The sequence below is a fragment of the Levilactobacillus fujinensis genome, from assembly GCF_003946335.1.
GTDB lineage: Bacteria > Bacillota > Bacilli > Lactobacillales > Lactobacillaceae > Levilactobacillus > Levilactobacillus fujinensis.
Genome location: NZ_RHNX01000020.1, coordinates 24,182 through 37,040 on the forward strand (window position 1 = coordinate 24,182; position 12,859 = coordinate 37,040).

The 12,859-nt window shown below is 48.1% G+C and carries 10 protein-coding genes; 7 read left to right on the plus strand and 3 right to left on the minus strand.

Annotated elements, in window-relative coordinates; all coding sequences use genetic code 11:
- Positions 1-50: 50 nt before the first annotated feature.
- Entirely contained in the window at positions 51-809 is a 759-nt protein-coding gene (locus tag EKM89_RS08295; protein WP_125687526.1) for an SDR family oxidoreductase, read from the minus strand.
- A 229-nt stretch (positions 810-1,038) separates the two neighbouring features.
- On the opposite strand from EKM89_RS08295, the gene EKM89_RS08300 reads away from it, so the two are divergent.
- Positions 1,039-2,262 (plus strand): multidrug efflux MFS transporter, encoded by a 1,224-nt coding sequence (locus EKM89_RS08300; protein WP_125687528.1) that lies wholly within the window; start codon positions 1,039-1,041, stop codon positions 2,260-2,262.
- A gap of 10 nt (positions 2,263-2,272) precedes the next feature.
- Positions 2,273-2,947, plus strand: coding sequence for a GTP pyrophosphokinase (locus EKM89_RS08305; RefSeq protein ID WP_125687530.1), 675 nt, complete (start codon positions 2,273-2,275; stop codon positions 2,945-2,947).
- 373 nt (positions 2,948-3,320) lie between these two features.
- On the opposite strand, the gene EKM89_RS08315 is transcribed toward EKM89_RS08305, so the two are convergent.
- Positions 3,321-3,518, minus strand: coding sequence for a YjzD family protein (locus tag EKM89_RS08315; RefSeq protein WP_125687534.1), 198 nt, complete (start codon positions 3,516-3,518; stop codon positions 3,321-3,323).
- A 389-nt stretch (positions 3,519-3,907) separates the two neighbouring features.
- Between EKM89_RS08315 and EKM89_RS08320 the strand changes: the two genes are divergently transcribed.
- Positions 3,908-5,104 (plus strand): cation:proton antiporter, encoded by a 1,197-nt coding sequence (locus EKM89_RS08320; RefSeq protein WP_125687536.1) that lies wholly within the window; start codon positions 3,908-3,910, stop codon positions 5,102-5,104.
- A 102-nt stretch (positions 5,105-5,206) separates the two neighbouring features.
- Positions 5,207-5,425 (plus strand): hypothetical protein, encoded by a 219-nt coding sequence (locus EKM89_RS08325; protein ID WP_125687538.1) that lies wholly within the window; start codon positions 5,207-5,209, stop codon positions 5,423-5,425.
- Positions 5,426-5,541: 116 nt separating this feature from the next.
- Here the strand turns inward: EKM89_RS08325 and EKM89_RS08330 are convergent, their stop codons facing one another.
- Entirely contained in the window at positions 5,542-8,247 is a 2,706-nt protein-coding gene (locus EKM89_RS08330; protein ID WP_125687540.1) for a YfhO family protein, read from the minus strand.
- Positions 8,248-9,085: 838 nt separating this feature from the next.
- On the opposite strand from EKM89_RS08330, the gene EKM89_RS08335 reads away from it, so the two are divergent.
- From EKM89_RS08335 to EKM89_RS08345, 3 genes are all read left to right on the plus strand, one after another.
- Positions 9,086-9,778, plus strand: coding sequence for a response regulator transcription factor (locus tag EKM89_RS08335; RefSeq protein ID WP_125687542.1), 693 nt, complete (start codon positions 9,086-9,088; stop codon positions 9,776-9,778).
- Positions 9,768-11,120 (plus strand): sensor histidine kinase, encoded by a 1,353-nt coding sequence (locus EKM89_RS08340; protein WP_125687544.1) that lies wholly within the window; start codon positions 9,768-9,770, stop codon positions 11,118-11,120. Before EKM89_RS08335 ends, EKM89_RS08340 begins: the two co-directional genes overlap by 11 nt.
- Before the next feature lie 615 nt (positions 11,121-11,735).
- Positions 11,736-12,701: a LacI family DNA-binding transcriptional regulator gene (locus EKM89_RS08345; protein ID WP_125687546.1), complete on the plus strand. Its 966-nt coding sequence runs from the start codon at positions 11,736-11,738 to the stop codon at positions 12,699-12,701.
- The last annotated feature ends 158 nt before the right edge of the window (positions 12,702-12,859 follow it).

The following is a 12,859-nucleotide window of genomic DNA, read 5'->3' on the forward strand; positions in this document are numbered from 1 at the left end:
AGGCCGCCAGCAACAGCCAGCGACCTTCCAAGTTTAAGTTTAAATGTGGTCTATTGTGCGGTGTAACCACCGTCGACAACAAATTCTGAACCGGTAGCGAACTTGGATTCGTTGGAAGCCAAGTAGACACAGATGTAAGCGATATCGTTAGGTTCACCGATGTGGCCCATTGGTGTCTTGGTCCGAGCAGACATGGCTGCTTCGGCACCTGGTAAATCGTCAACTAATGGGGTCTTGATGTAACCTGGGTGGACAGTGTTGACCCGCACATCGTAATCCTTCAAAGCACAGTCGAGAGCGGCTGACTTGGACATGATCCGAACGGCACCCTTAGAAGCGTTGTAAGCACCTAAACTAGGGTCACCAACGAATCCTTCGATAGAAGACATGTTGATGATAGAAGCACCAAGCCCCTTGTTCTTCATCCGTTGAATCCCTAAACGGGTACCGAAGAAGACACCGTCTAAGTTAACGGAGAGCAGCTTGCGCCATTCTTCAGTAGTCGTTTCTTCAACGCTCTTGTTAACGGCAATACCGGCGTTGTTTACAACAGTTGAAACAGAACCGAAAGCTTTTTCGGTTGCGTCAAATAATTTTACCCAACCATCTTCGTCTGAAGAGTCATGCTGGAAGAATTGAATGACGTCTGGTGTGCCAACGCTCTTTGCAGCTTTTTCACCAACATCGCTATGGCGACCGGTAATCATAACCTTGGCGCCTTCTTCAACAAACTTGGTAGCAATGGCTAAACCAATACCAAGCGTACCACCCGTAACGATTGCAACTTTTCCGTCTAAACGATGAGCCATTTGAATTACCTCCATAAAATTAAAGTGAACTCTCTCACATGTATGAGCCTATTATGCAACTTGTTTACAAAAATGACAAGTAGTTTTGTAAATTTTTTTCAAAAGGCCTAGACAGCTTTAATTTTTCGCCCAAACGGACTTGCCGCGGTATGCTAAACTAATAAGTAATGTTATAGAAGATACCTGATTTTAGGCAAGATGGGTTTGAGAAAGAAGAGGCGATTACGTCGTGGGCACACGAAAGACAGAGCAGTGGCGGCGCAACCTAGCTGTTCTGTGGTTAGGAACATTTATTGCGGGCATGGGGTTTAGTGAAATCATGCCATTTTTATCGTTGTATGTGGATGACTTGGGAACCTTTACCAAGGGGCAATTGACCATCTATAGTGGCGTGACTTACGCGGCAACCTTCTTGGTTATCGCGCTGGTTTCGCCATTGTGGGGGAAGTTAGCCGACCGTAAGGGGCGAAAACTGATGCTGCTCCGTTCTTCAATGGGGATGGCCATCGTCATCGGTCTGATGGGGTTTGTCACCAATATTTGGCAATTGATTGGTCTCCGTTTCTTACAGGGGTTCTTTGCCGGCTATATTCCAAACGCCAGCGCCTTGATTGCGGCGGAGACGCCACCGGAGAAGAGCGGGAATGCCCTGGGAATCCTGACGACCGGTTATGTCAGTGGTAACCTGATTGGACCAGTGCTTGGTGGAATCTTAGCGCAAGTCTTCTCCATTCGGTGGACATTCCTGCTCACTGGGATTTTTCTAATTATCGTATTCTTCCTGAGCGCGACCTTAGTACATGAACATTTCACGCCCATCAGCAAGGAGAAGCAGGCACAAGCTGGCAGCTTCCTACGACAGGTTGAAAACCCAACGTTGATCATTGTTTTGCTAGTCTCAACTATGATTATTCAAATGGGAAATAATTCCATCACACCAATTATTAGCTTATACGTGAAACAGCTGATGAATAATACGGGTCCAATTACGTTGGTTGCCGGAATCATTGCGGCATTGCCGGGCCTCTCAACGTTACTAGCCGCTCCGAAACTAGGCGAGTACGGCGACCGCCGTGGTACGCAACGGGTTCTAGTTTTTGGCTACGTTTTTGCCGTCCTGATGTACTTTCCCCAAGGATTCGTATCGAGTGTTTGGTTACTGGGTATCTTTCGATTTATGATTGGTGTTTCTGACGGTGCGCTGTTTCCAGCCGTGCAAACAATGCTGACCAAAAACTCGCCACATTCATTGACGGGGACAGTCTTCAGTTGGAATCAATCGTTTCAAGCGTTAGGTAGTATGTTTGGGTCAATGCTTGGTGGTTTAGTAGCCAACTGGTTCAACTATAATGGGGTCTTTACGTTTACGGCGCTCACTCTGTTACTGAATTTCCTACTACTGTGGTGGTTGGTGCCGGACATTCGGCATTGGCGCAGTCGGCAGGCTAACTAGGAGAGAAATAATGACGAATACGAATTTACCCGCACAGAATTTGCCAACGCAATTTCCAAACAACCCAACCGCATTGGAAGCCATTGACCGGTTCCGATCGCTGATGCTGAATTACAACAGTGCTGTTCAGGTCGTGACCACCAAGATTCATTACCTTGACCAGGAATATCAGATTCAACATGGACATACACTGGTTGACAGCCTGCAGTCGCGAATCAAGTCGCCGGAAAGTATCTTGGAAAAGGTCCAACGAAAACACTTTGACTTCAATTTCGACACGTTGCCGAAACAAATGCACGATATCGCTGGCATCCGCATCATTGTGCGGTTCGAGGACGATATGGTTGCTATGGAACGCCGCTTAGCTAAGCAACCGGACATCAAAATTTTGCGGCGCAAGGATTACGTGACGAATCCCAAACCCAATGGCTACCGGAGCCTGCATTTGATCTTAGCCGTACCGGTCTACTTGGATGCTGGGGTGGCCGAGGTTACGGTCGAGGTCCAGATTCGGACGATTGCAATGAATTTTTGGGCGTCCTTGGAACATGAACTGAGTTATAAAAAGAACGTACAGCATCAAGACGAGTTACGCCAAGAGTTGATCTCAAAGGCTGAGTTGGTTCATCAACTCGATCAAGATATGAATGCCATCAAGAACCAGATTCGTGCTCAGGATAATTAGGCTTGGGTTAGTAAGGGTAGTGGTTAGCAGAAATATAATCTAGAGACGTTATGAATACAACTGGAAGCCGCAAAAACTCTTCGTTGACAAGCTTGGAGACGCGGTTTTTTTGAGGCTTTAAGTTGTATTCGCACTGATTAAGCCCATAGCTGCCAGCCGGTAAGGTGATGGATAGACAACGTTGCCTATTTTTTGGACCCAGTATCGCTGTGACAACAGTCATAATGCGTATTTTGGACTTTAAACCTCAGCTTTAGAGACATAAAAAGTCGGACAGTTCTTCGTTAACGAAGAGTTGTCCAACTTTTAAGATGAAATAAAAACCCTGGCAGCTGCCAAGGTTGGTTGTTTAGGTCATGCTTAAATGAGCTACTTATTTCTTCGAAGTCTGGTCGTCACGACTGAGTAAGTACCACCCATTGACGGCGATCACGCCAACAATTGCCATCATGACACCAATTTGCATAGGTTGCCAGGTCATCTGTTTCAACGTACCACCGATATAACCAATAACTTCTCCGAAGATAACCGCCCAGAAAATCACGACTAAATTAGATTCAAGCCACTTCACACGCGTCACCTCACAATCGTTATTAGTTTACCACGATTGCTGGTCAACAGGTAGTTAAGTTTTGGCGAGAACTTCTTCAGGTCAAAAATATCTGTCATCGAAGCGGAGACGCCAAGGTGTGGTCTTGCGGATAATCGTGATTCTTAACGGTCAGTCAGGAAAAAAGAAACCGGGCAACGCCTTAGACTGAGTTAGATAATTAAGCTGCGTCAGTAAGTTAACCAACGAACCGGTTGAAACGGGAAGTTTGCTTTGCTAAGGAAGTTTCCGTATAATATAAACTAACTAAATTAATGATGGTTGAAGCGACTGCTTTCAAGAACTGTGTTCTCCTTGGGTTGGGGGGGCCATTTTTGGCGGTCGCTTTTTGTTTGCAAAGGAGGAAGCGCGTGGAACTATTAAGAGATTTAACACTAATATTATTGGCAACAACAATTGTGGGCCATTATAGCACCCGAATCGGGATTCCGGCCGTAATTGGTCAGTTAGTCATCGGTGTTTTGATGGGCCCGGCCGTCTTGGGCTGGCTACATTTAACGCATGACTTGGAAAGCTTTGCGGAAATTGGGGTCATCGTTTTAATGTTTATTGCTGGATTGGAAAGTGACCTACAGCTACTGAAACGTTACTTAAAACCCAGCGTGTTAGTAGCTATTATGGGAGTCTTGATTCCGGTGGCCGGGACGTATCTGGTCGGTATCTTCTATCATTTGAACGTCACGGAAAGTATGTTCTTAAGCGTCATCTTCGCGGCAACGTCCGTCTCGATCTCCGTGGAGGTCTTGAAAGAAATGAACGCCTTGAACAGCCGTGAGGGGACCACGATTCTAGGAGCCGCTGTCGTCGATGATGTGTTGGCCGTCGTGATCTTAAGTGTGTTGGTCAGTACAACGGGGACGGCGGTTGCTGATGGCGCTGCGGCGTCCAGTAGCCTCCTCTTGACGACATTCGAACAGATCATTTACTTCGCTGCGATTTACTTTGTCGTGCGGTGGGTGGCCCCGTACCTGGTCAAGATTGGCGATCGCCTGATGATTCCGATGGGCGCAACCTTGATGGCAGTTATCTTGTGCTTTGGGATGGCTTACGTGGCCGAATTAGTTGGGTTGAGTAACGTTGTGGGGGCCTTCTTCGCGGGAATCGCGATTTCCCAGACGTCGGCAAAATCGACTGTGGACCGGCATATTGAGCCGATCGGCTACGCGCTATTTATCCCGGTATTCTTTGTCAGCATTGGTCTCAATATGGACTTCAAGGGCCTGGGCAATCAAATTAGTTTTATCATTGTTCTGACGATAGTTGCGGTGTTGACCAAACAACTGGGCGCGGGTCTAGGTGCCAAAATGGCTGGGTTTCACTGGACCAGCTCGATGGCCGTAGGTGCCGGTATGGTCTCCCGAGGCGAAATGGCGTTGATTATCGCCCAAATTGGGTATCAGGCCAAGTTGATGTCGCCAGTCCGTTACTCGGCTATTGTGGCGGCCATTATTGTGGCAACTCTACTTGCACCCTTCCTCCTACGTTTTTATATGAATCGCGTGCGTAAAGGCGAGGTCGACAAGTCGAAGGTTCGCCCGGCAGAATAACCGCTAAGTTAAGTGACCGAACTTAAGGAACACAAGCGATTAGCAAGTTCACTTGTTTGACTAATTGTCCCTTATAATTGAACATAAAGGGGGGCGACTTTGATGATTTTCAATCGACGGTTCTATCGTAGTTTGTCGTTTTGGCTGGGACTGGTCTTAATCGTCCTGAACGCCGTGCTCGGCTGGCCGGTTCAGATTCACAGCCTCTTCTGGTGGGGAACGTTAGTCATGTTAGTGGCGGGACTGGTCTTCCTGACTAGTGGCCTGATTTGCGATACCACAACGGGTGGGAAACAAAGTTACGGTCGGCACTGCAGTTGATCACGAAACGCTAAAAAAATTAGGTAACTTAAAAAATCGGCCGGTGAGCCGATTTTTTTGTCTGAATTTTTTTAAACAAAAGAGCCTGAGATTCCCCAGGCTCTGGATAAAGACAACTAGTGATCCTTGTGTTTGCCAACAGGTCGTAGCCATTCGACTGTGAACCAGAAGAGAATGAACAGGGTACCACTGATAAGGCTGATCAGGGCGCCAATTTTGAGGCCAGGCGTCTGATAAGTCAGTGTGACATGGTTGTTGCCAGACTTCAGTGGAACGCCAATCATGCCCTTATAAGACTGTTTGACGGGAATCAAGGATTCGGCGTGCATGACAGTCTTAATAGCCACGGGTTTGCCGTTGACCTTAGCCGTCCAACCAGGTATATCTGGAATGGAGACGTACAGGAGCCGACGATCGGCCGTCCCTGTCACGTCACCAGACAACCAGGTGACCCCGCTATTAGCCCGAAGCTTATAGCGCTGTTGCTTCAGACTGGCGACTAGTTGCAGGTATTTGGCCTGATCGAGCGTCGCAAATTGATTACTGGAGCCAGTTTCCGGTCGCCGGGTGATATAGCTGATAGTCATGATCGTCCCTTTAGTATGTTCTCCAAAGTTCATGATATAGCGGAAGCCATCAGCATTGATCAGCGGCTTCGCCTTCTTACCGTTGACCCGTAAGCTTGAGTAAATCATGGTTCCAGATGGCGAGTACCCGTGCAGAAGGCCGGTCGCATTGACCCGGACAGTAAATGTTTGCAGGTACTGTGGGCCACGTAAGGTTGTGCGTTTCGGAATGGTCGCGAGATCCTGAGCGGTGGCGCGTTTCGTGTTCATCTTGAGAACGGAGACGGGGGCCAACGTATTCTTGCGAGCGCCTAGGGTAGCCAGCAAGCGCTGCTGATTAGTCAACGCCTGCTGGTCATTCAATGTCAAATGAGCTAATTTATCTGGAACGGCAAAGCCGATACCCGCGTAAGAGTTGAGTCGGTTAACGACCGGTTTCTTATTGGCGTTCAACCGGTATTTTACCCCAAATAGCGTATCGGTCAGATGCGTGTAGCCTTGGGAACTGATACGGCGAACGTTTGGACTAAAGTAGCCCAGATCGTGTTGAAAGACACGCGCCTGTTCGACCAACGTTGAGCTATACGAACTGTTCCCGGCATACCCGTAAAGTAGCGGATCGTTGTAATGGTTGTACGCACCACTGTAGGCTGCGCCAATCTGGGAATGAAGAAATTCGACGCGGTGTAAGTTTGGCTTGTGTTTGGTGGCAGTGACCTTGCGCAACGCGGCGGCATCCTTTTTGTAATATTTCTCAAATTGGGTTTGGGAGCCAAAGCTAATACCATGAGTGGCCGCTAAGAAGTTCCCCCCTAATTCAACCGAGATAATCAATCCCATGAGACCGATCCGGATGGGCCGCCATTCGCTCACAAATAGGAGCATGGTGTTGACCAACAACAGCGCTAAGGATAGCCACAGCAAATGAAACTGGGGCTGACTTTGTAGGTAGAGGTCGTTGTTATAACTGGGCAAGGCTCGTTCCCAAATGCTGGGGATGACCTGTGCGGACAAGTAGCCAATGGTCAACAGCCCTGCGGCCCAGACTAGCGCGAGTACCTTTTGCGGATCATTCATGGTCTGGGATGGGTGTGTTTGCCAAGCACGGTAGGCCGCCGTTAACGCCAAGAACGTGAAAAAGTAGACGTTACGGAATGGAAAGCCGGCTGGTTGCTGAAACATGTGCCAAGCGGTGTTGAAGAGGGTGATGAGTAACCCCAATCCCATGGCGATGAGTAACCACATCGTCCGGCGTTTTTCGACCGCTAGGATCTTTGGTGAAACGAAGTAGACGATTAAAAGTAAGAACATCAAGGTGCCCATAAACAGGCTTGGTGCGTGGTACAGGTGGGTCACATAATTGCTGCTACCCAGTCCAAATTGGGCCAGGACTTCCGGACCAAAGAGTGGCGTTGGCAGATAGTTATTGACAAAGACGGTACTTTTACCCGTCAGTAGCATGCCCATCGCCGTTGGAATTAAGACGATCATGGACATACCACCAGCCAATACTGAGCCAATCAGAAACTGGCGAATCGCTGCCCAATGCATCCGCCAGACTTCTTTGAATGGCGTAGCGGTTGATTGATGTTCAATGACTAGATAAATGAAGTACATCACTGAAAATAGGCAGGTCATGTAACCCATGTAATAGTTGGAAATGATAGTTGCAGTGAGGCTTAACGTGTACAGCCCATAATGGTGTAGACTGACTAATCGATGTAACCCTAACGCGACTAGTGGCAACCAAATCAAAGCATCCAGCCACATGATGTCGTAGAAGTACATGGCGGTAAAGCCACACAAACTGAATGCGGTGGAGAAGAGAATCAACGACCAGCCGCTCCGTAAAAAGGCGTGCCGGATGAAAACGGCCATGCTTAACCCAATCGTACTGATTTTTAAGATGACGATCCAGGTGACCGCCAGCGGAAGTTTCGCTGCTGGAAAGAGAAAAATTAACAAGTTAAACGGACTGATCACGTAATACGTGAGTAACGGAATGATTCCGCTGCCCGTCCCCAAAGAAAATGAAAAGAGATGGAACTGCCCTGTCGTGACGGTCGACCGCAGATATTCCAGAATCGGAACGTACTGTGCCCCCATGTCACTAAACATCAAATTTCGACTGCCAAATGGCGTAATCTTTAGTTGCCAGAAGATAACGACCATGATGGCAAATGGAACGAAAAATGCCCCCAAATACACCCAACGGCTGACTCTTAGCGCCGCGAGGGTGTTTCGCTGCTGCTTCATGAAAACCCCTCCGTTAATGACAATCAAGATGTCTGTCCTTAATAGAATACCATGCAGACTGCTTTGACGAAAGTCTACCGCATTTTTCGAACAGTTCCGTGAACAACGGGTTAATCTTGGCAAAAACTTAGCCTTTAGTTAGCTGACAAAACTTAACGTGGGAGATGGTCATACGACTTGCTGGTGAAATTCTACCTGCTAGGGGGGATCCTACCAGCCTGAAAAGCGAACTTCTATCGGCGCCAATCGTGCAGACTGCCAAGCCTTGAATCCCAGATGGCTACTGTTTTGACCGCCAGCTTAAGGTTCCGTTATCGTTGGGTCTGTAGACTGTAACTTTAAATGACGGTTTTGCCGCCGGACCGGCGCACACTAGCGATAATGATGAGATAAAACGTGGTCGCGTGGATCAATTCGCTACAGCCGAGTTGACTGGGTGGAAGTAATTGTGTCGTGACTAGTGTTGCGGACATGTTTATACTATAGAGTAAGCGGTCTGGTGGCGCCTGAATGAGCTATGATGAAAATCAAAATTAAGGAAGCTTTGAGATGACAAGCAAGGATGAGCAGTCAGAAATAATCAAACGGTTCCTGTTACGGGTGAAATCGTAGCTATTTTACAAGGAATTAAAAGTTCCCAACCATCACTGATGACGGTTGGGATATCGATATTGAGACCAAATTAGGGAGCTGAGTCACCGGGTGCCAGGAACGATGTGAGCACAACTTAAAGCCTCGAAATATCGCGGCTACAAGCTTGGCTTTTGCTAAGCAAGTGAAAGCCACTCACACCCACGCAAAGAAAAAATTCAAGAGTTTTTAAAAGGAGGAATGTCCGTTGCCGACCACAGCGAAAGTTTTAGTTGTTGAAGATGAGCGCGAATTATCCGCGGATATTGTTGAACTGATTAAACCGATTTGTGAAATCACGACTGCTTATGACGGGGAACAGGGAGAATTTTTGGCGAGTCAGGATGTCTTTGACGCCATCATTTTAGACCTGATGTTACCCGGCGAAAGTGGGTTGGATCTGCTGCTGCATATTCGCAGTAAGGGTGTGAAGACGCCCGTATTGATTTTGACTGCAAAAGATACGATTGCCGATAAATTGCGGGGCTTTAACGATGGTGCCGACGATTACGTGACCAAGCCATTTCACCGTGAGGAACTATTAGCGCGGATGAAGGCGTTGTTGAAACGAACCGGGCATCTGAATGACAGTGATACGATTACTCTAGGCCAATTAGAAATCAATACCAGCAAACATTTGGCAACGTTCAATGGGGAACCATTGACACTCAAGGGCCGGGAGTTTGATCTGCTCGCATACCTTGTAGCCAATCCGGGAACAATTATCACCAAGGAACAGATCTTCAATCGTCTCTGGGGTTTTGATTCGGAGACCAGTCTCTCCGTCGTGGAAGTGTACATGAGTAACCTGCGAAAGGAGCTCAAGCACGCCGGTAGTGACTTGTCGTTGCGGACTATCCGTAATGCCGGGTACATTGTGGAGGCCCCAGATGAGCAATAAGGTCAATCGGGCCCAACGGCGACGATTATTTCTCAGTAGTTTTATTGGGTTTACCATTATCTTCTTATTACTGGGGGTCATCGTGTTCGTGCTGTTTAAACGGGCCATGCTGACCAGTACGGACCAGGCATTACGCGTGGAACGGTCGGCACGATTGGCGGGACCACCTAAGCAAAACACGAATAAGCTTCAGCCGTTCTCCCAACACAATCAGCAGGCGATGCAGGCACAAAAAAAGGCCATTCACCCGTTCATTACAACCACACTGATCTTCAATGATGCCGGGAAGATTATGAATAAATCTCAGTTAGGGTCGCGTTATGACACATTGCGGGGAATCACGTTGAAACGAACGCAGGAGGGTCAGCTGCACACGATTGTGGTTAGCGGCAAGTATAATTTCCGAACATTGTTAGTCAAGGTTCCCAAGAGTAATGCAGACAAGTCGGTGGCTGGTCGGTATTTACTGATCATGGAAAATATTGACCCTCAGAAGGCTGCGATGAGCAACTTTACGCGGGTCATGTTGATTACGATGGGGGTCTTTTGGCTTCTGTCGATCATCATGAGTATTTGGATGTCACGGATGACGATGCGGCCGATTCTGCGGTCGTGGGGCCGCCAGACCGAATTTGTAGGGAACGCCGCACATGAGCTGCGGACACCACTGACCATCATTCAGAATAAGTTGGAAATTCTATTGACAAAACCGAACGATAAAATTATCGATCAGGCAGAAAATATTGCGATTGCCAATAGCGAAAGCCAACGGCTACAGAAACTGACGCAAGACCTGCTGGCATTAGCCCGGTCCGACTCCAACACGTTGCAGACGAACTTTGAGGTGACTCAGGTCGCGCCATTCCTGACACGCACGGTGGAACCGTACACAGAAATTGCGGCGAGTCAGGGGAAGAAGCTAGTATTAGCACCGGTGACCGATTTCAAAGCGACTCTGGATCAGAGCCTGGTACATCAGCTCATGAACATTTTGATTGATAATGCTTTAAAATATTCACCACGCGACAGTACCATTACGATTTCGGCCAAACTGGTCGGTCGGAAATGGCAACTGATTGTGGCCGACCAAGGCATTGGTATCAAAGCCGGTGACCGGCAACGGATCTTCGACCGGTTCTACCGGGTTGATACGTCTCGTAGTCGCCAAACTGGCGGCAATGGGCTTGGGTTGTCGATCGCTCATTGGATCGTTAACCTCCATCACGGTGCCATTACAGTCAAGGAGAATCAGCCGCAAGGTAGTCAGTTTGTAACGACCCTACCACTGAATCCAAACGCTGGTATCACACCGCACCGTGGTAAGTCGCAAAAGCGAGGCTAGTAGATTTTTAACAAATCTAGGCGTTACAATTGTCCGATTGGGATAATGGCAACGTCTTTTTTAGTCCAGTGTAAAGAATGAAGGTTCTAAAACATCTAGTATGACTGTTGTAACAGCAATACTGAGAGTAAAACTAGGCAACGTTGTCCAGTCATCGCCTTACCGGCTGGCAGATATGGGCTGGACCGGTGCGAACACAACTTGAAGCCTCGAAAGTACTGAGTCTCCAAATTTGGTTTTCTACTAAGTCAGTGGGTGGTTTTTCTCACTGACTTAGTAGAACGATGCGCCTGAGACTAATGTTAGGTAGTGAAGTCTGGTTATCCTTACTTGCTGGTTCAGAAACAATACGGATTATGCCCGTTTTTACGAAACCAAAGGAGCTTACCGAACAAAATGGGGGGTAATCGTTCGGCCCGTATGGGAAAGAGTTCCAATGGGGGCGCTTGTATGGTAAGATTTAAGGCATTAAGAGTACGGCGGCCAGGCACTTAGTCTAAGTGCAACGGCCCGAGTTTCGGCCGTTTGTCAGGCCAGGTGGTAACGGGGATGAGTAAGTTATCTCGTGGTCCACGTCCGAAACTGTCTAAGCGTATAAGGAGCTTCGAAATTAAAATGTTAACTATTCGTGATATTGCTGCCAAGGCGGGGGTGTCGGTCTCGACTGCCTCGCGGGCACTTAATAATAATCCTCGTATCAGTCAGGCGACTCGTGAGCGCATTCAGGCGTTGGCCGCCGCCGAGGGGTATTTACCAAACTATAACGCTAAAAACTTAACGTCCGGGGAAGCCAACGCTGTGGGGGTCGTCTTTCCCACCGCGGACCACAGCTTGCCGGAGAACCCATTTTACATTGACCTGTTGCGGGGAATTAATTCGGAACTGGTCGAGCGCCATTACGTCTTGTCCGTGGCCATCAGTAAGACGGCTGAGGACCTCTTAAAGAACGTGAAGTCAATGGTGGCGCAGGGGAAAATCAAGCGCTTTGTCCTCTTCTACGCACACAAGGACGATCCTATCGCCAACTTTTTACGCCAGAATCAGTTGCGGTTCGTCACGATCGGCCAGCCCATGGACAACGCGAATGACGACTTTGTTGATAATGACAATTTACAGGCAGGTATTGGGGGCGCTAATTTTCTCCTGAATCAGTTGGGCGTGACCCATCCCGTCTTCGTTGAATCCACGCACGATTGGGCGTATGAAGAGCAACGCCGGGCTGGATACGAACGAGTTGCTGCTAGCTTTAACGTCGAACCTTTGACCTGTAAGTTGGGAGCACTCGACCGTGTTCGTCAGTTCATCAAGCAACACCCAGAAATTGATGGCATTATGGCTACCGATGATTTCAATGCGATTGAATTTTATCGGTTAGTTCGTGAACAGTTCGGCGTGCGACATTTCCCTATTGTCAGCTTTAATCAGTCGTTGCCGGCTGGATTAACCGATGCTGACTTACATTCGGTTAATTTGTTTCCGGAAAAAATGGGGTCGGCAACCGTCGCGCTGCTGTTCAGCGACCGTGAGCCGTTGGAAACAAGTACACCAGGTCAGATTAAAATTCCGTACGAAATCAAATAAATTTTTGCGGTCGGTTCGATTGGCGCTGAAGCCAACGGACAGGCCTTTTTTAATTGTCATGGTATGGAAAGGGTAGACCAATTTCCTAAAAAAGATTTGCGCAAACGGTTGCATTAAGATGAAAGCGGTGCCATAATAACACATGTAGTTAAATGAGT

Excerpts from the sequence above, each read along its gene's own strand:
- EKM89_RS08340 (WP_125687544.1), top strand. The coding sequence starts at position 9,768 with ATGAGCAATAAGGTCAATCGGGCCCAACGGCGACGATTATTTCTCAGT.
- EKM89_RS08325 (WP_125687538.1), top strand. The coding sequence starts at position 5,207 with ATGATTTTCAATCGACGGTTCTATCGTAGTTTGTCGTTTTGGCTGGGA.
- EKM89_RS08305 (WP_125687530.1), top strand. The coding sequence starts at position 2,273 with ATGACGAATACGAATTTACCCGCACAGAATTTGCCAACGCAATTTCCA.
- EKM89_RS08295 (WP_125687526.1), bottom strand. The coding sequence starts at position 809 with ATGGCTCATCGTTTAGACGGAAAAGTTGCAATCGTTACGGGTGGTACG.
- EKM89_RS08345 (WP_125687546.1), top strand. The coding sequence starts at position 11,736 with ATGTTAACTATTCGTGATATTGCTGCCAAGGCGGGGGTGTCGGTCTCG.
- EKM89_RS08330 (WP_125687540.1), bottom strand. The coding sequence starts at position 8,247 with ATGAAGCAGCAGCGAAACACCCTCGCGGCGCTAAGAGTCAGCCGTTGG.